This window comes from Streptomyces sp. NPDC001606 (assembly GCF_053596835.1).
Genome location: NZ_JBSFHC010000002.1, coordinates 287,350 through 304,583, shown reverse-complemented (window position 1 = coordinate 304,583; position 17,234 = coordinate 287,350). Strand labels below are relative to the sequence as shown.

The 17,234-nt window shown below is 70.1% G+C and carries 15 protein-coding genes and 2 riboswitches; of the genes, 12 read left to right on the top strand and 3 right to left on the bottom strand.

What is annotated here, in order from left to right:
* Window positions 1-100: 100 nt before the first annotated feature.
* Window positions 101-1,219, bottom strand: coding sequence for a glycine cleavage system aminomethyltransferase GcvT (gene gcvT / locus ACWCV9_RS05765; RefSeq protein WP_450784442.1), 1,119 nt, complete (start codon window positions 1,217-1,219; stop codon window positions 101-103).
* Window positions 1,220-1,263: 44 nt separating this feature from the next.
* Window positions 1,264-1,376: riboswitch (glycine riboswitch) on the bottom strand.
* Window positions 1,377-1,474: riboswitch (glycine riboswitch) on the bottom strand.
* Window positions 1,475-1,636: 162 nt separating this feature from the next.
* Here gcvT and ACWCV9_RS05760 point away from each other — a divergent pair.
* The 10 genes from ACWCV9_RS05760 to ACWCV9_RS05715 all read left to right on the top strand — a co-directional run bounded on the left by ACWCV9_RS05760 (window position 1,637) and on the right by ACWCV9_RS05715 (window position 13,273).
* Window positions 1,637-2,275 (top strand): AAA family ATPase, encoded by a 639-nt coding sequence (locus ACWCV9_RS05760; protein WP_450784441.1) that lies wholly within the window; start codon window positions 1,637-1,639, stop codon window positions 2,273-2,275.
* A 193-nt stretch (window positions 2,276-2,468) separates the two neighbouring features.
* Window positions 2,469-3,272, top strand: coding sequence for an enhanced serine sensitivity protein SseB (locus ACWCV9_RS05755; RefSeq protein WP_450784440.1), 804 nt, complete (start codon window positions 2,469-2,471; stop codon window positions 3,270-3,272).
* A 164-nt stretch (window positions 3,273-3,436) separates the two neighbouring features.
* Entirely contained in the window at window positions 3,437-4,234 is a 798-nt protein-coding gene (locus ACWCV9_RS05750; protein WP_385840305.1) for an enhanced serine sensitivity protein SseB C-terminal domain-containing protein, read from the top strand.
* A gap of 315 nt (window positions 4,235-4,549) precedes the next feature.
* Window positions 4,550-5,557 (top strand): ABC transporter permease, encoded by a 1,008-nt coding sequence (locus tag ACWCV9_RS05745; protein WP_450784439.1) that lies wholly within the window; start codon window positions 4,550-4,552, stop codon window positions 5,555-5,557.
* Between the two features lie 70 nt (window positions 5,558-5,627).
* Window positions 5,628-7,424, top strand: a complete 1,797-nt coding sequence (locus ACWCV9_RS05740; protein WP_450784438.1) for an ABC transporter substrate-binding protein — start codon at window positions 5,628-5,630, stop codon at window positions 7,422-7,424.
* Window positions 7,425-7,533: 109 nt separating this feature from the next.
* Complete coding sequence (locus ACWCV9_RS05735) at window positions 7,534-8,532, top strand: ABC transporter permease (protein WP_450784437.1); 999 nt, start codon at window positions 7,534-7,536, stop codon at window positions 8,530-8,532.
* Entirely contained in the window at window positions 8,529-9,632 is a 1,104-nt protein-coding gene (locus tag ACWCV9_RS05730) for an ABC transporter ATP-binding protein (protein ID WP_450784436.1), read from the top strand. Before ACWCV9_RS05735 ends, ACWCV9_RS05730 begins: the two co-directional genes overlap by 4 nt.
* 23 nt (window positions 9,633-9,655) lie before the next feature.
* Entirely contained in the window at window positions 9,656-11,080 is a 1,425-nt protein-coding gene (locus tag ACWCV9_RS05725) for an ABC transporter ATP-binding protein (protein WP_450784435.1), read from the top strand.
* A gap of 97 nt (window positions 11,081-11,177) precedes the next feature.
* Complete coding sequence (locus tag ACWCV9_RS05720) at window positions 11,178-12,569, top strand: M1 family metallopeptidase (protein WP_450784434.1); 1,392 nt, start codon at window positions 11,178-11,180, stop codon at window positions 12,567-12,569.
* A 47-nt stretch (window positions 12,570-12,616) separates the two neighbouring features.
* Window positions 12,617-13,273, top strand: coding sequence for a trimeric intracellular cation channel family protein (locus ACWCV9_RS05715; RefSeq protein WP_385839829.1), 657 nt, complete (start codon window positions 12,617-12,619; stop codon window positions 13,271-13,273).
* Here ACWCV9_RS05715 and ACWCV9_RS05710 read toward each other — a convergent pair.
* Window positions 13,182-14,483 carry an alpha/beta hydrolase gene (locus ACWCV9_RS05710; RefSeq protein WP_450784433.1) on the bottom strand — a complete coding sequence of 434 codons (1,302 nt, stop codon included), beginning with the start codon at window positions 14,481-14,483 and terminating at the stop codon, window positions 13,182-13,184. The genes ACWCV9_RS05715 and ACWCV9_RS05710 overlap by 92 nt on opposite strands.
* Window positions 14,484-14,635: 152 nt before the next feature.
* Between ACWCV9_RS05710 and ACWCV9_RS05705 the strand changes: the two genes are divergently transcribed.
* Window positions 14,636-15,496 (top strand): thioesterase family protein, encoded by an 861-nt coding sequence (locus ACWCV9_RS05705; protein WP_450784432.1) that lies wholly within the window; start codon window positions 14,636-14,638, stop codon window positions 15,494-15,496.
* A gap of 13 nt (window positions 15,497-15,509) precedes the next feature.
* Here ACWCV9_RS05705 and ACWCV9_RS05700 read toward each other — a convergent pair whose 3' ends face one another.
* Window positions 15,510-16,112 carry a TIGR03086 family metal-binding protein gene (locus ACWCV9_RS05700; protein WP_450784431.1) on the bottom strand — a complete coding sequence of 201 codons (603 nt, stop codon included), beginning with the start codon at window positions 16,110-16,112 and terminating at the stop codon, window positions 15,510-15,512.
* Window positions 16,113-16,218: 106 nt separating this feature from the next.
* On the opposite strand from ACWCV9_RS05700, the gene ACWCV9_RS05695 reads away from it, so the two are divergent.
* Complete coding sequence (locus ACWCV9_RS05695) at window positions 16,219-17,217, top strand: helix-turn-helix transcriptional regulator (protein WP_450784430.1); 999 nt, start codon at window positions 16,219-16,221, stop codon at window positions 17,215-17,217.
* Window positions 17,218-17,234: the final 17 nt, after the last annotated feature.

Genomic DNA, 17,234 nt, shown 5'->3' with positions numbered 1-17,234 from the left:
TACGTGCGGGAGTGCTGATGAAGGGGGGACTGCCGGAACTGGTGCCGGGCAGGGAAATGTGCGCAGGGTCACGTCACGGGGACGTGCCGAGGCCCAGTGTCTACTTCTGCCGCTTGTAGAAGGGCAGAGCCACGACCTCGTACGGCTCGTGGGTGCCCCGGATGTCCACGCCGACGCCCGGGGTGCCCGGCGCCGCGTGCGCAGCGTCGACGTAGGCCATGGCGATCGGCTTGCCGAGGGTGGGGGAGGGGGCGCCGGAGGTGACCTCGCCGATCACCTCGCCGCCGGAGACGACGGCGTATCCGGCACGCGGCACCCGGCGGCCCTCGGCGACCAGGCCGACGAGCACCCGGGGCGGGTTCTGCTCGGCGCGGGCGGCGGCCTCGGTGAGCGCCTCGCGCCCGACGAAGTCGCCCTCCTTCTCGAACTTCACCACCCGGCCGAGCCCGGCGTCGAAGGGGGTGAGGGCGGTGGTCAGCTCGTGCCCGTACAGCGGCATGCCCGCCTCCAGGCGCAGCGTGTCCCGGCAGGACAGACCGCACGGCACCAGGCCGGCGCCCTCGCCCGCCTTGGTCAGCGCCTGCCACAGCTCGACGGCGTGCTCCGGCTTCACGAACAGCTCGAAGCCGTCCTCGCCGGTGTAGCCGGTGCGGGCGATCAGGGCGGGGACGCCGGCGACGGTGCCGGGCAGACCGGCGTAGTACTTCAGGCCGTCGAGGTCGGCGTCGGTCAGCGACTTCAGGATGCCGGGGGACTCCGGGCCCTGGACGGCGATCAGCGCGTAGGCGTCCCGGTCGTCGCGCACCTCGGCGTCGAACCCGGCGGCCCGCTCGGTCAGCGCGTCCAGCACGACCTGGGCGTTGGAGGCGTTGGCCACGACCATGTACTCGGTCTCGGCGAGCCGGTAGACGATCAGGTCGTCCAGGATGCCGCCGTCGGCCTGGCAGATCATGGTGTAGCGGGCGCGGCCGACGCCGACGGAGGCGATGTTGCCGACCAGGGCGAAGTTCAGCAGGGCGGCCGCCTGCGGGCCGGTCACGGTGATCTCGCCCATGTGGGAGAGGTCGAAGAGGCCGGCCTTGGTGCGTACGGCGAGGTGCTCGTCGCGCTCGGAGCCGTAGCGCAGGGGCATGTCCCAGCCGGCGAAGTCGGTCATCGTCGCACCGAGCGCGCGATGCACGGCATCCAGCGCGGTGTGACGGAGTTCAGTGCTGCTCATCGGTCGGTCGTCTCCCAGGGCACACGGACGGGGGCGAGGAACGTTCCTCCCCATCTGTCATCGGAACCTGAGAGGTTCGCCACGACCGCCACCGGGACGATCAGGGCTTGCACCTTGGGTGGAGCCACTGACACAGCGGCCCGCTTTTCAGATGTGCCTCGCCCGCGCGGTAACGGGGCCTGAGAGATTCAAGGGAGGGACTTGCTCCTTCGGCGCCCCAGCGACGACGGCTGGGGACTCTCCCGCGCGGATTCAAGCGGCCGGTATGCAGTTGGCGCGCACATCATTGCACGGCGCGGCCGCTTTTGTAACCGACCTGTGGCAGCACCCGGACCCGCCCGCCACCACCGCCTATTACCTTCTCTTTACGGTCGACGGGAAAGAAGTTGACCGAGTCGACAGGGGAGGACGATCACGGTGAACAGGACCCCCGCGTACGCCACCGGCGTCACGGTGCCGCGGCAGCGGACCAGCGCCACCATCCGCGCCGTGCGCGACCTGCGCGACCGCGCCGGCCACACCCCGCGCACCCTGCTCTTCGGACCCCGGGACGTGGTGGTGATCACCGGCCTGCCCGGCAGCGGCAAGTCCACCCTCATGCACCGCACGGTCACCGGCCGCCGCATCGACTCCCAGGACACCCGCGACCGCTTCGCCGCCCGGCTGCCCCGCGGCCTCCCCTACGTCCTCTACCGCCCCCTGGTCCGCCTCGCCCACTACACGGCGCTGCGCCGCGCCCTGCGCACCGGCGAGGGCGTCGTCGTGCACGACTGCGGCACCCAGGCCTGGGTGCGGAGCTGGCTCGCCCGGGAGGCCCGCCGCCGCGGCGGCACCCTGCATCTGCTGCTGCTCGACGTCGACCCCGCCACGGCCCGCGCGGGCCAGCAGGAGCGCGGCCGGGGCGTCTCCCGCTACGCCTTCCGCCGCCACCGCCGCACGACGGCCCGCCTGCTCGACGCGATCGAACGCGGCCAACTCCCCACCGGCTGCACCACAGCCCTCCTTCTGGACCGCCCCGCAGCAGACACCCTGCACACCCTCTCCTTCACGCCCTGAGCCGACCCACCCCCGCACCGTGCGGCCTTCACCGGCTGACACAGGGTTGGACGGCTGGGGGTGCCGGTGTTGTTCGGGGGTGGGGCATGTGCCCCGGGCTGCTTGGGCGGGGGTGGGCGAGGGGGCCGGGCGGGGGTGGCGTACCCGCTAGCCTTCATGCACACAGCAGTGGTTCCCAGCAGGCGGTAGGCAGATGGACTTCCCGGCGGATCTGCCCGCGGACATTCCCGCGGGCTTCCCGGCTCAGGCGCACCCCCACCCGCACGGCGGTTGGCCCGGCAACGAACTCGAGGAGGTGCTGTCGGCCTCCCTCGGGATCCCCGCGGCGGCCGGCCGGATCGTGGAGGTGCTCGGCCGCAGCTTCCTGTGGATCCCGCTGCCCTCCGGCGGCGGCCCGGACAGCGGCCCGCTGGATCTGCCCACCACCGAGATCGCGGGCCAGGTGTACGTCCCGGTGTTCAGCTCCGAGGAACAGTTCCGCCAGGTCGTCGGCTCCCACATGGGGTACACCATCGCCCCCGCCGTGGAGTTCGCCCGCGGACTGCCCCCGCAGGTCGGCATCGTGGTGAACCCCGACGGGGTGGTCGGCATCCCGCTGCCGCCGCAGGCGGTGGCCGAGCTGTGCCGCAGCGGCCGTACCCCGCTCGACGGCCCCGCCGCCGGCGGCCGGGTCCGGCTCTTCGAACCCGACTGGCAGGACGACCCGGTGGACTTCCTCGCCGCCGCCTCCTCCGAGTTCGCCGAGATCGGTGTCGTCCACACCGCCCGCCGCTGCCTCGCCGCGATCGAGACGGACGAACCGGTGCTTTTCGTCGGCGTGGAACTCTCCCAGTGGGAGGGCGACCTCCGCGCCCGCCCCCTGGAGGCGCTGGGCCGGGCCCTCGCCCGCGTCCCGGTCGCATGGCCGGTCAACCTGGTCCTGCTGGACGTGACGGACGACCCCGTGGCCGAATGGCTGAAGCACCGCGTCCGGCCCTTCTATCAGTACGGCCAGTAGAGACACCCGAGGGGCGTGGGGCGCGGGTGGCCACCAGCCACCCGCACCCGCGCACGCACAGGCGGCTCCGCGTCACCGGGCGCTTAAGCTGTCCCCGAACCCGGGCGCACTGAACAGAAGGGCACGACAAGGTGAGCGCGAGCCACAGCGGCAGCGTCGAGCACATGCTGCGTCAGGTCACCCCCGGCCGCTACGACGCCTACGAGGCCCTGCTCCGCGCCCTTGCCACCCCCTCCGCCGGCCAGATCTGGATGCTGCTGTGGCACGGCCAGGCCGGCTCCCCGGACGCCCAGTACGGGGACATGGAAGTCGGCGGCTTCCACTACGCCCCCTGTGTCACCTCCGCCCAGGAACTCTCGGCCAGCGGCTGGAACCGTTCCTACGAGGTCGTCGACGGCCTCGACGTCGCCCGCACCCTCTACCCGGACCACTACGGCCTCTGGCTCAACCCGCACGCCCCGGGCGGCGGCGTCGGCATCCCCTGGCTGGATCTGCGCCGTATCGCCACCGGTCTGGACCGGCAGCCCGCGGGACCCCTCCGGCTGTCCGAACCCGGCATCGAGATCCCGCAGTTCTACGCGCTGCTCGCGCAGAACGCCCACCGCACGCCCGCGCTCCGCACCCTGCGCCGCGCCTGGGTGCAGCCGGCCCTCGGAGCGCCGTACCTCGCCATCGGTCTGGACGTCTACGACACCTCGCCCGCCGCGGTCGACTCGGTGCGCGCGATGATGCAGCAGTCCGTCGGCGCCGTCCCGGAAGGGCTGCCGGTGTCGACGGTCGCGATGACCGACGACTACGACCCCGTGGTGATGTGGATGCGGGCCAACGCGCGCCCCTTCTACGACCGTGAGGCGCATGCGGTCGCGGCCCAGCCGCAGCCCCAGCCGCAACTCCAGGCCCAGCCCTTGCCCCAGACACCGGCAGCCGGTTACGGCTATCCCCCCGCCCACGGCGGCTACTGACCGCTCACTGACCTCCCGGCGACCTCTCCGCTGACCTCGACTTTCGGTCGCCGCCCGGCCGGAACGGCACCCTTGTCCGAGGGCTCGAACCCCTCCGTTACCGTCCGGTCAACGGGACTCACTGTCCGCATAACGGCGTTCACCTGCTTCCATCACGGTTGCGCATCCATTCACTGCCAAGGCTGGCGGCTGATCGCGCAGGCGTTGAAGACTCCCCCTTCAAGGGGTTCGCCCCTGTGTACGACGGACTGATTGATGCCGCTACCAGCGGCAAGTGCGGGCCGGTTACCGCCGGTTGAGAGGGGTCCCAGCCTAATGACGGCACCATTGCACGAGCCGACCGCGGAAGCGGCCCCGGGTGCGGCCGAGGAAGCGGCGACGGCCGCCACCGACGCGAAGGCCGTTCAGGGCCGTTCCCTGGGGCGGATCGCCTGGGAACGCCTGAAGCGGGACAAACTCGCCCTGACGGGCGGCATCGTCGTGCTCGTCCTGATCGTGATCGCGCTGCTCGCGCCGGTCATCGCGAACCTGGTCGGGCAGGACCCGGACCTCTACCACGAGAGCCTGATCGACCCGCTGTTCAGCACGCCCAAGGGCTCGCTGGGCGGCATGAGCGGCGACCATCTGCTCGGCGTGGAGCCGGTCAACGGCCGTGACATCTTCGCCCGCATCCTCTACGGCGCCCGGATCTCGCTGCTGGTCGGCTTCCTGTCCGCGGTGGTCGCCGTCATCCTCGGCACCCTCTTCGGCATTCTCGCCGGCTTCTTCGGCGGCTGGGTCGACTCGCTCATCAGCCGTGTGATGGACGGTCTGCTCGCCTTCCCCCAGCTGCTGTTCATCATCGCCCTGGTCTCCGTCATGCCCAACGAGATGCTGGGTCTCTCCGGCACCGGTGTGCGCGTGTTCGTGATGATCCTGGTCATCGGCTTCTTCGGCTGGCCGTACATCGGCCGCGTGGTCCGCGGCCAGACCCTCAGCCTGCGCGAACGCGAGTACGTGGAGGCGGCCCGCTCGCTCGGTGCCGGGCGGCTCTACATCCTCTTCAAGGAGCTGCTGCCCAACCTCGTCGCGCCCATCATCGTGTACACGACGATGATGATCCCCACCAACATCCTCACCGAGGCGGCACTCAGCTTCCTGGGCGTGGGCGTCAAGCCGCCCACCTCCTCCTGGGGGCAGATGCTCTCGAGCGCGATCGACTACTACGACTCGGACCCCATGTACATGGTGATCCCGGGCGTGGCGATCTTCATCACGGTGCTGGCCTTCAACCTGTTCGGCGACGGCGTGCGGGACGCGCTGGACCCGAAGGGTTCCCGCTGAGGTGCCAACCCCCAAGCGTCCCGTGAGCTCTTCCACGGGGTCTCTCATCAAATCCGGAGGATCCGAGATCGTGACTACCGAACGCACCTCAGGGCGGCGCAAGCAGGCCCTTGCCGCTGCCGCAGTGGTCGCCGGCCTGCTGACCACGGCGGCGTGCGGCGGAGGCGACAGCAGCGGCGACGGCGGCTCGAAGGACGGCGCTGCCGGCTTCAACGCGGCCGTCAACAAGGTCGCCCAGGCCAACCTCGTCAAGAAGGGCGGCACGCTCAAGTACGTCAGCACGCAGGACGCCGACTCGTGGGACACCACGCGCGGTTACTACGGCTTCATGTGGGACTTCTCCCGCTACTACAGCCGTCAGCTGCTGACCTACAAGACCGCGCCGGGCGCCGAGGGAGCCCAGCTCACCCCGGACCTCGCCACGGACATGGGCAAGGTCTCGGCCGACGGCAAGACCTACACCTTCACCCTGCGCGACGGCATCACGTGGGAGGACGGCAAGCCGATCACCTCCCAGGACGTCAAGTACGGCATCGAGCGCGTCTGGGCGCAGGACGTGCTGTCCGGCGGTCCGATCTACCTCCAGCAGATGCTGGACCCGAAGAACACCTACAAGGGCCCCTACAAGGACTCCACCAAGGACCACCTGGGCCTGAGCGCGATCCAGACGCCCGACGCCAAGACGATCGTCTTCCACCTGCCGAAGGCCAACTCGGACTTCCCGCAGGCGCTGGCCATGACCACGGGTTCCCCGGTCCGCCAGGACAAGGACACCAAGTCCAAGTACGGCCTGCACCCGTTCTCCTCCGGCCCGTACAAGTTCCAGTCGTACACGCCGGGCAAGGGCCTCGTGCTGGTCCGCAACGACAAGTGGAAGGCGTCCTCGGACCCGGTCCGCAAGGCGTACCCGGACAAGATCACGCTGGACATCTCCACCAACCAGACCAACTCCGACCAGCAGCTGATCAACGGCGACTACGACATCGACGCGTCGCAGACCAGCCTGGGCCCCCAGGGCCGCCAGATAGCCCTGAAGCAGAACAAGGGCAACCTGGACAACCCGGTCTCCGGCTTCATCCGCTACGCGGTCTTCCCGCAGAGCGTCAAGCCGTTCGACAACATCCACTGCCGCAAGGCCGTCATCTACGCCGCCGACCACGTGTCGCTCCAGACCGCCCGCGGTGGCCCGGTCGCCGGTGGTGACATCGGCACCAACATGCTCCCGCCGTCGGTCGCCGGTGGCGAGGGCCAGAAGTACGACCCGTACCAGATCGCGACGAAGAACAAGAACGGCAACGTCGCCCTGGCCAAGCAGGAGCTGAAGGCCTGCGGTCAGCCGAACGGCTTCTCGACCACCATCGCGGTCCGCAACAACAAGCAGCAGGAAGTCGCCACCTCCGAGTCCCTCCAGGCGGCGCTGAAGAAGGTCGGCATCAAGGCCGACATCTACCAGTACGACGGTTCGCAGTCCCCGGGCATCATCGGCAGCCCCTCGAACGTCGCGAAGAAGAAGCTCGGCATCATCATCATGGGCTGGGGTCCGGACTTCCCGACCGTCCAGGGCTACGGCATCCCGCTGTGGAGCAGCAAGTACATCCTGCAGAGCGGTAACAACAACTACGCCCTGATCAAGGACAAGACGATCGACGGCCTGTTCGACCAGTACAGCGCCACGCTGGACGCGTCGAAGAAGACCCAGATCTCCACGGAGATCAACCACAAGGTCATGGAGGGCGCGTACTACCTGCCCTTCACCTTCGAGCGGTTCCTCAACTTCCGCTCCTCCCGGGTCGGCAACGTGTACACGACGAACGCGTACAGCGGCTACTACGACTTCGTCAACATCGGTCTGAAGTCCACGAAGTAAAACCGGCACACCCGCCGTACGGCACGAAAGGCAGGTGAAGGCCGGCGCGGCGAGCCGCGGGCCCCACGGACGACCTCCGGGGCCCGCGGTCCGCGGCGGGCCGTAAGCTGTGCTCGCTTACCTCATCAGGCGGCTGTTCGCCGCCGCAGTGATGCTCGTGGTCATCGTCCTGGTGGTCTTCAGCATCTTCTTCCTCGTCCCCAAGTGGGCGGGCGTCGACATCGCCACGAGCTTCGTGGGCAAGCAGGCAGACCCGCACGCCGTGGCGGCGGTGCGCGAGAAGCTGGGTCTGGGCGACCCGGTGTACCTCCAGGTCTGGCACTTCTTCAAGGGCATCTTCGTGGGCCGCACCTACGCGGCCGGCGGCGATGTCACCCACTGCGCCGCGCCGTGCTTCGGCTACTCCTTCCGCAGTGAGCAGGCCGTCTGGCCGGTGCTGACCGACCGCTTCCCGGTGACCCTGGGTCTCGCGCTCGGTGCCGCTGTGCTCTGGCTGGTCTTCGGTGTCGCGGCGGGTGTGCTCTCCGCCCTCAAGCGGGGCAGCATCTGGGACCGCGGTGCGATGCTCGTCGCCCTCAGCGGTGTCTCCCTCCCCATCTACTTCACCGGTCTGCTCGCCTCGGCGATCTTCGTCTTCGGGCTGCACTGGTTCAGCGCCAAGTACGTCCCGCTCGGTGACGACCCGGGCGGCTGGTTCGCCAGCATGATCCTGCCCTGGACCACCCTCGCCTTCCTGTACGCGGCGATGTACGCCCGGATCACCCGGGCGACCATGATGGAGGTCCTCGGCGAGGACTACATCCGCACCGCCCGTGCCAAGGGCCTCAAGGAGCAGGTCGTCATCGGCAAGCACGCCATGCGCTCCACGATGACCCCCATCCTGACCATGCTCGGCATGGACCTCGGCGCCCTCATCGGCGGCGCGATCCTCACCGAGACCACGTTCAGCATCCCCGGCCTCGGCCAGGCCGTGCTGAGCGCCATCAAGAACCAGGACCTGCCCATCATCCTGGGTGTCACCCTGATCACCTCCCTCGCGGTGCTCATCGCCAACCTTCTGGTGGACGTCCTGTACGCCGTGATCGACCCCCGAGTGAGGCTCTCATGACCGAACTCAGCAAGACGGGCGCGGCCGTCGGCGAGCCCACGGACTCCTCGGCCCCGGACGCGCCGGCGTCGTTCCTCGAAGTGCGCGACCTGAAGGTGCACTTCCCGACCGACGACGGTCTGGTGAAGTCCGTCGACGGGCTCAGCTTCCAGCTGGAGAAGGGCAAGACCCTCGGCATCGTGGGCGAGTCCGGCTCCGGCAAGTCGGTGACCTCGCTCGGCATCATGGGCCTGCACACCGCCGGCCAGTACGGCAAGCGCAAGGCGCGGATCTCCGGCGAGATCTGGCTGAACGGCACCGAGCTGCTGTCCGCCGACCCCGACCGGGTGCGCCGGATGCGCGGCCGCGAGATGGCGATGATCTTCCAGGACCCGCTGTCCGCGCTGCACCCGTACTACACGATCGGCCAGCAGATCGTGGAGGCCTACCGGATCCACCACGACGTCGACAAGAAGACCGCCCGCCGGCGCGCGATCGAGATGCTCGACCGGGTCGGCATCCCGCAGCCGGACAAGAGGGTGGACAACTACCCGCACGAGTTCTCCGGCGGTATGCGCCAGCGCGCGATGATCGCCATGTCGCTGGTCAACAACCCCGAACTGCTCATCGCGGACGAGCCGACGACCGCCCTGGACGTGACCGTCCAGGCGCAGATCCTCGACCTGATCCGCGATCTCCAGAAGGAGTTCGGCTCCGCGGTCATCATCATCACCCACGACCTGGGCGTCGTCGCCGAACTGGCCGACGACATCCTGGTGATGTACGGCGGCCGCTGCGTCGAGCGCGGCCCGGCGGAGAAGGTGTTCTACGAGCCCCGCCACCCCTACACCTGGGGTCTGCTCGGCTCGATGCCGCGCCTCGACCGCGACCAGCAGGAGCGGCTGATCCCGGTCAAGGGCTCCCCGCCCTCGCTGATCAACGTCCCGTCCGGCTGCGCCTTCAACCCGCGCTGCCCGTACGCCGACATCCCGAAGGACAACGTGACCCGCACGGTCCGCCCCGAGCTGACCGAGGTCGGCAGCAAGCACTGGGCCGCCTGCCACATGTCGCAGGAGCAGCGGGAGCGGATCTGGACCGAAGAGATTGCGCCGAAGCTGTGAGTGAGAACGCCAAGGACGAGGCAGTGAGCATTCCTGCCCAGAGCGACGGTGCCGAGGCCGACTCCAGGGCCACGAAGACCTCCGGCACGGCCACCCTCACCAAGGACGCCGCCCCCGGCGAGATCCTGCTGAAGGTGACCGGGCTCCAGAAGCACTTCCCCATCAAGAAGGGGCTGTTGCAGCGGCAGGTCGGCGCGGTCCGCGCGGTGGACGGCATCGACTTCGAGGTCCGCGCCGGTGAGACCCTCGGTGTCGTGGGCGAGTCCGGCTGCGGCAAGTCGACCATGGGCCGGCTGATCACCCGGCTGCTGGAACCGACCGGCGGCAGCGTCGAGTTCGAGGGCAAGGACATCACGCACCTCGGCGTCGGCGGTATGCGTCCGCTGCGCCGCGATGTGCAGATGATCTTCCAGGACCCGTACTCCTCGCTGAACCCGCGCCACACCATCGGCACGATCGTCAGCGCCCCCTTCCGGCTCCAGGGCGTCGAGCCCGAGGGCGGGATCAAGAAGGAGGTGCAGCGGCTGCTGTCGGTGGTCGGCCTCAACCCCGAGCACTACAACCGCTATCCGCACGAGTTCTCCGGCGGTCAGCGCCAGCGCATCGGCATCGCCCGCGCGCTCGCCCTGAAGCCGAAGCTGGTCGTCGCCGACGAGCCGGTCTCCGCGCTGGACGTGTCGGTCCAGGCCCAGGTCGTGAACCTCATGGACGACCTCCAGGAGGAACTGGGCCTGACCTACGTGATCATCGCGCACGACCTCTCGGTCGTCCGGCATGTCTCGGACCGGATCGCGGTGATGTACCTCGGCAAGATCGTCGAGCTGGCCGACCGCGACCTGCTGTACCGGGAGCCGATGCACCCGTACACCAAGGCGCTGATGTCGGCGGTGCCGATCCCGGACCCGAAGCGGAAGAACGCGAAGAGCGAGCGCATCCTGCTCAAGGGCGATGTGCCCTCGCCGATCTCGCCGCCGAGCGGCTGCCGCTTCCACACCCGGTGCTGGAAGGCGACGCAGATCTGCGCCACGGTCGAGCCGCCGCTCAAGGAGCTGCGGCCGGGTCAGCGGGTGGCCTGCCACCACCCGGAGAACTTCGAGGACCAGGCTCCGCAGGACACCGTCCTGCTCACCGCCGCGAAGGAGGCGGCGGAGCTGGTCGCCGACGAGGTCCTCGCGGAGTCGGCCCAGACCTCGGCGGCGGTGGCGGCGGAACTCGCCGAGGAATCCGCGGCGGAGAAGACCCCGGAAGAGGCCCCTGCGAAGCCGGCCGGGGAGACCACGGAGGAGCCGGCCGGGGAGACCGCGGCCGAACCCGCCGAGGAATCCGCCGAGGAATCCGCGGAGGAGTCCACGGAGGAGTCGACGGACGAGCCCGCCGAGGAGTCCGCTGACGAGTCGGCCGCCGCTTCCGGCGAGGCCTCCGACTCCCAGGAGTCAACCGACAAGTAGCACATGACAGCTCGGCAAAGTCATGTACATGGCTGAACGGGAGAGTGCACAGTCGTCCGTGTCCGACCACTGATCGGCACGCTCGAAAGGGACGACCATGGCATTCTCCCGTTCGGCACGTTCCGGCGTCCTCGCCACCGCGGCGGCCTCCTTGCTGCTCATCGCCGCCGCCCCCGCCCCCACCCCGGGCGCCCCCGGCATCGGTGACGCCTACTTCCCCCGGCTCGGCAACGGCGGGTTCGACGCCCTCCACTACGACCTGGACCTCGCCTACGCCCCCGACACCGGCCGCCTGGACGGCCGTACCACCCTCACCGCGCGCGCCACCCAGGCGCTGTCCTCCTTCGACCTCGACCTCCAGCAGCTGGACATCGCCCGGGTCGAAGTGAACGGCAGACAGGCCGGGTTCAGCCGGGACGGGGACGAGGTCACCGTCACCCCGCGCGGCGCGATCCCGGAGGGCCGCACCTTCAGCGTGACCGTCCGCTACGGCGGCGTACCGCAGCCGCTCAGCGGTCCCATCGTGTTCGGCTCCTCCTACGGCTGGATGAAGACGGCCGACGGCGTCTTCGTCGCCTGTGAGCCCAACGCCGCCTCCACCTGGTTCCCGTCCAGCGACCACCCCTCCGACAAGGCCACCTACGACATCCGGATCAAGGCGCCCAAGGGCCTGACCGCCGTCTCCAACGGCCGGCTGGTCTCGCGCCACGACCGGGGCGGGTCGACGTACACCCACTGGCGGGAGTCGCGGCCCATGGCGACCTATCTCGCCACCGCCACCATCGGGAAGTTCGACGTGCGCACCGGGCGCACCCCCGGCGGGATCCCGGTCTACGTCGCCGTCGACCCGGTCCTGAAGAACAGCAACGACGTCGACGTGTACGCCGTCACCGCGGCCGCCACCGACTACTGGTCGCAGGTCTTCGGGCCGTACCCGTTCGAGGAGACCGGCGCGATCGTGGACGACATGCCCGAGGCCGGGTTCTCTCTGGAGGTGCAGAGCAAGCCCGCCTACTCGGCCGTGCGCAACGAGACGACCATCGTGCACGAGCTGGCCCACCAGTGGTTCGGCGACTCGGTGAGCGTGGCGCGCTGGCAGGACATCTGGCTCAACGAGGGCTTCGCCACCTACGCGCAGTGGCTGTGGGCCGAGCACAAGGGCACCCGCTCCGCCCACGACTCCTTCCGCGCCGCCTACGACTCCCGCCCCGCCGACGCCGCCTTCTGGCAGATCGAGGTGGCCGACCCGCAGCGGGACACGATGTTCTCCTCCGCCGTCTACCAGCGCGGTGCGATGACGCTCCAGATGCTGCGCGAGCGGATCGGCGACACCGCCTTCTTCAGGCTGCTGCCCGCCTGGACGAAGCTCCACCGGTACGGCAACGCGGACACCGCCGACTTCATCCGCCTCGCCGAGCGCGTCAGCGGGCAGCAGCTGGGCGACCTGTTCGACACCTGGCTGTTCAGCACAGGGAAGCCGGCCCTGTGAGCCTGGCTTTGTAAGGTTCACGCCCTGCGACAGGTGAGAATGTCAGGGTGCTCCAGCAACTCTTCAGTCCCTCCGTCCAGCACACGCTCGATGTCATCGGCATCTTCGTGTTCGCGATCTCCGGCGCGCTGCTGGCGGTCCGGAAGAACTTCGACGTCTTCGGCATCGCCGTCCTCGCCGAGGTCACCGCGCTGGGCGGGGGACTCTTCCGCGACGTGGTGATCGGAGCCGTACCACCGGCCGCGTTCACGGACCTCGGGTACTTCCTGACCCCGCTGCTCGCCGCGCTCGTGGTCTTCTTCCTGCACCCGCACGTGGAGCGCATCCAGGCGGCGGTGCTGGTCTTCGACGCGGCCGGCCTCGGCCTGTTCTGTGTGAGCGGTACGACGAAGGCGTACAGCTACGGCCTCGGCCTGACCGCGTCGGCGACCCTGGGCCTCGCCACCGCCGTCGGCGGCGGTGTGCTGCGGGACGTGCTGGCCAACGAGGTGCCCTCGCTGCTGCGCTGGGACCGCGATCTGTACGCGGTCCCAGCCATGGTGGGGGCCACGATGGTGGCCCTGTGCATCCGCTACGACGCGCTGACCCCCCTCACCAGTGGGCTCGCGGTCGTCACCGCTTTTGTGCTGCGCCTGCTCGCGATGCGGTTCCACTGGCGAGCTCCGCGGGCGTGGAACCGCCGCTCGACGGTGACCGAGGAGTAGAGCCGGGGGCCGAGCCGGTCGGTCCGGCGGCCGTTCCGGTAAGAGAACTACCGGTTCCGGTAAGAGACGTGTCCTTGCCCTTGGCGTGGTTCTGCCCCATCTGAAGGGTCAGCCAGCGGAAGATCGTCGGGACCTGGGGCCGCCACAGCGCCATGTTGTGCCCGCCCAGGCTGCGCGGCAGGAACACCACGTGCACGGTGGTGGGCGCCTTGGCGACGGACTCCAGCGCCACGCCCGCCTGGTAGCCGTCACCGGACTCGCCGGAGATGTACAGCGCGATCGGCGGCGGGGTGGGCGACTTCTTCAGGATCATGAAGGGGTTGTTCGCGGCGCGCAGGGCGGGGGTCTGCGCGGCGAGGGAGTTGCGCTCGCCGATCGGGTCGTTGTACCCGGACATGCTCACCGCGGCGCTGTACCGATCCGGGTGCGCCACGGCCAGCTTGACCGCGCAGTGCGCGCCGGCCGAGTAGCCCGCGACCGCCCAGCCCCGCGGGGCCGGCAGCGCACGGAAGTTGTCCATGACCATCTTCGGCACGTCGATGCTGAGCCAGCTGTCGGCGTTGACCTGGCCGGGGATGTTGGCGCAGCCGGTGTCCACGCCGGCCAGCAGGTTGGTGCGCGGGGCGACCATGATGAACGGCGCCACCTGGCCGCTCTGCATCAGCGGCAGCAGCTGCTCGTGCGCCCTCATGGAGCCGAACCAGGCCTTGGCGGAGCCGGGGTAGCCCGGCAGCACCTCCACCACCGGGAACTTCTTGTGGGCGTAGGCCGGGTCGTTGTACTGCGGCGGCAGCCAGACGTAGACCTCGGCGTTGACGCCCGAGATCCGGCCCTTGAGCTGGGTGATGCGCACGCCGCCGGCCGCGTGCATGCCGGGCCCGTCGGCCTGGGTGAAGGTCTGCTTGACCTTGGGCAACCGTTTCACCGAGATGCCACCGGTGCCGTCACGGCCGAGGTCGGCGGCCTGCTGCACATGGTTGCCGGTGCCGAGCAGGTCGGCCCAGTTGTCGTACAGGTTGTTCTGGTTGTTGACCAGAACGAAGACCAGTGTGACGGCCGTGCCCTGGGCGAACAGCAGCATCACTACGCGGGCCGCGGCGCGCAGGGCCTTGGGCCCGCGGATCCGCGACCAGAGGAAAAGCGGCAGAACAAGGGCGACCACCGCCAGCACGATGGTCGTGTAGAGGAACGGAGTCCCGGTGAGGCTCATGTCCCCATAGAGGGAAATACGGAGCCCGGGGTTTCGGACGGCTCGGGAGACTTACCGGGAAATTGCCCGAACCTCACCTGGGGGGCGGAGCCGTCACCCTCCCGCCACCCAAAAAGCTACCGCTTAGTAGCTTCCTGTTGTACCGTTCATCCATGCCAGAAGCAGCTTCCGCGCCCGCCCTGACGGCCACGATCGGCGACAGCGAGTTCGACCGCGACACCGCGGTCACCCGCCGCGAGCCCGGCGTCTACGACATCGACCTCTCGGCCGGCTGGACCATCATCAACGCCGTCAACGGCGGCTATCTGCTGGCCGTGCTGGGCCGGGCCCTCGGAGACAGCCTTCCGCACCCGGACCCCTTCACCATCTCCGCGCACTACCTCACCGCCTCCCAGCCCGGTCCCGCGGTCGTCCGCACCCAGACCGTGCGCACCGGCCGCACCCTCTCCACCGGCCAGGCCTCCCTCTTCCAGTACGACGAGGAGGGCAACGAGGCGGAACGCATCCGCGTCCTCGCCTCCTACGGCGACCTCGCCGCCCTCCCCGACGACGTCCGTACGACGGCCACCCCGCCGGCCATACCGCCCCTGGACCAGTGCTTCGGCGCGGACGACGGCCCGGCCCCGGTCGAGGGCAGCTCCGCCATCACCGACCGCCTGATGCTGAAGCTGGACCCGGCGACCCTCGGCTGGGCCCTCGGCGCCCCCTCCGGCAAGGGCGAGATGCGGGCCTGGTTCGGCCTGGCCGACGGCCGCGACGCCGACCCGCTCTCCCTGCTCCTCGCGGTGGACGCCCTGCCGCCCACCGCCTTCGAACTGGGCCTGAAGGGCTGGGTGCCCACCGTGGAACTCACCGTCCACGTCCGCCACCGCCCGGCCCCCGGCCCGCTGCGGGTCTCCATCACCACCCGCAACCTCGCCGGCGGCTTCCTGGAGGAGGACGCCGAGGTCTGGGACGCCGAGGACCGCCTGGTCGCCCAGTCGCGTCAGCTGGCCCGGGTCCGGCTCGGCTGAGCGGCGGCCGCGCTCACGGACGGCGCAGCGGTTCACGGCCCATCCAGGCCGCGAGCTGCTCGTACGCACCGGCCCCTTCGGCGGCCTCCTTGCGGTCGTCGAAGGGCACGTGCGCGTCCCGCGGGCGGGAGTCCGGCAGCGCCTGACGCGCCGCGGCCAGCGCGAACTCCGCCAGCTCCGGGTCCAGCTCCAGCGGATGCCCGAGCGCCTCGGAGAGGTCCCAGGTGTGGGTGACGATCTCCATCACATAACCGGACAGCGCCGCGTGCCCGGGCATCTCGCCCCAGGGCACCCGCACCGAGGACGTCATCCGCTCGTCGGAGTCCCACGCCTTCAGCACCCGGGTGCGCACCTCGTCGTAGGCGGCCGGCCAGCCGTCGTCGGCGACGCCCTCGGCGACCGCCTCCACCGCCATCCCGTCGCCGCCCTCGCCGACGACCGCGATCCGCCGGGTGCCGCCGACGATGTGGCTCAGCAGGGCCCGTACGTCGAACTCGGTACACGGCGTGGGCCTGCCGAGGTCGTCCGGCCGTACCGTCTCGATGACTGCGGCCGCCTGCTCGGTGGCGTGGGCGTAGAAGGGGCGGGGGTCCGTGAATCCGGTGGTCGTGCTCATGCGATGTCTCTCCGTTCGGTACGTCGGTGAGCACAGCATCGCCGGATAACCTGACAGGGAACGTCAACATTTGCCGACGCCCCGACACTGGCGCGATTCTGACGGGGTGAAGTCCGACCGGCTGCTGTCGATCCTGCTGCTCCTCCAGACCCGGGGCCGCGTCCCCGCACACGAACTCGCCGACCGGCTCGAGGTGTCCGTGCGCACCATCTACCGGGACATCGAGGCGCTGTCGGCGTCCGGCGTCCCGGTGTACGCCGAGCGCGGGCGGCACGGCGGCATCCAACTCCTCGCGGGCTACCGCACGGACGTCACCGGGCTCACCGCCGACGAGTCCCGGGCGCTGTTCATCCTGGCCGCGCAGGGCGCCCATGCCGCGCTCGGCCTGGACGCGGCCCTCGGCTCGGCCCTGCGCAAGGTGATGGCCGCGCTCCCGGCGCCGCACCGGCCCGCCGCCGAGGTCACCAGCCGGCGCATCCTGGTCGACGCCACCCGCTGGAAGAGCGGCCCACAGCCGGCGGTCGACCTGGCGGTGCTCCAGGACGCGGTGTTCTCCGACCGCCGGCTGAGGCTGCGCTACCGGCACAGCGGGGAGCGCGCCCTGCGGACGTACACCGTGGACCCGTACGGCCTGGTCGCCAAGGCCGGGGTCTGGTACCTGGTCGCCGACCGGCGCGGCCGGCCGCAGCTGTTCCGGGCCGAACGCGTGGGCTCCGCCCGGCTGCTGGACGAACCCGTGCGCCGCCGCCCCGGTGTGGAACTCGCCGATGCCTGGGAGGTGCTGCGCCGCCAGGTGGAGGAGCGGGAGGCCGGGATCGAGGTCACGGTCCGGGTGCGGCGCGAGCGGCTGGACATGTTCCGGCGGATGGCCGCCGGGCAGCTGACGAGTCCGCCGGACGGAGACCCGGACGGAGTCGAGGAGGACGGCGAGGGCGCGTGGGCCGTCCTCCGGCTCGCCTACCCGAACCTGCGCGCGGTGCGCCAACTCCTGGGCTTCTCCGACGGGGTGCAGATCCTGGAACCGCCCGAGGCCCGTGCGGAGCTGCTCGCGGCGGTCCGCTCCGTCACGGCCCTGTACCAGGAACCGGACCGGCAGCCCGGCTGAAAACCGGCGCTCGCCGG

Coding starts and splice junctions, on each gene's coding strand:
- gcvT (WP_450784442.1), bottom strand. CDS start 1,219: ATGAGCAGCACTGAACTCCGTCACACCGCGCTGGATGCCGTGCATCGC.
- ACWCV9_RS05755 (WP_450784440.1), top strand. CDS start 2,469: ATGGACTTCCCGGCGGATCTGCCCGCGGACATTCCCGCGGGCTTCCCG.
- ACWCV9_RS05750 (WP_385840305.1), top strand. CDS start 3,437: ATGCTGCGTCAGGTCACCCCCGGCCGCTACGACGCCTACGAGGCCCTG.
- ACWCV9_RS05745 (WP_450784439.1), top strand. CDS start 4,550: ATGACGGCACCATTGCACGAGCCGACCGCGGAAGCGGCCCCGGGTGCG.
- ACWCV9_RS05730 (WP_450784436.1), top strand. CDS start 8,529: ATGACCGAACTCAGCAAGACGGGCGCGGCCGTCGGCGAGCCCACGGAC.
- ACWCV9_RS05720 (WP_450784434.1), top strand. CDS start 11,178: ATGGCATTCTCCCGTTCGGCACGTTCCGGCGTCCTCGCCACCGCGGCG.
- ACWCV9_RS05710 (WP_450784433.1), bottom strand. CDS start 14,483: ATGAGCCTCACCGGGACTCCGTTCCTCTACACGACCATCGTGCTGGCG.
- ACWCV9_RS05705 (WP_450784432.1), top strand. CDS start 14,636: ATGCCAGAAGCAGCTTCCGCGCCCGCCCTGACGGCCACGATCGGCGAC.
- ACWCV9_RS05700 (WP_450784431.1), bottom strand. CDS start 16,112: ATGAGCACGACCACCGGATTCACGGACCCCCGCCCCTTCTACGCCCAC.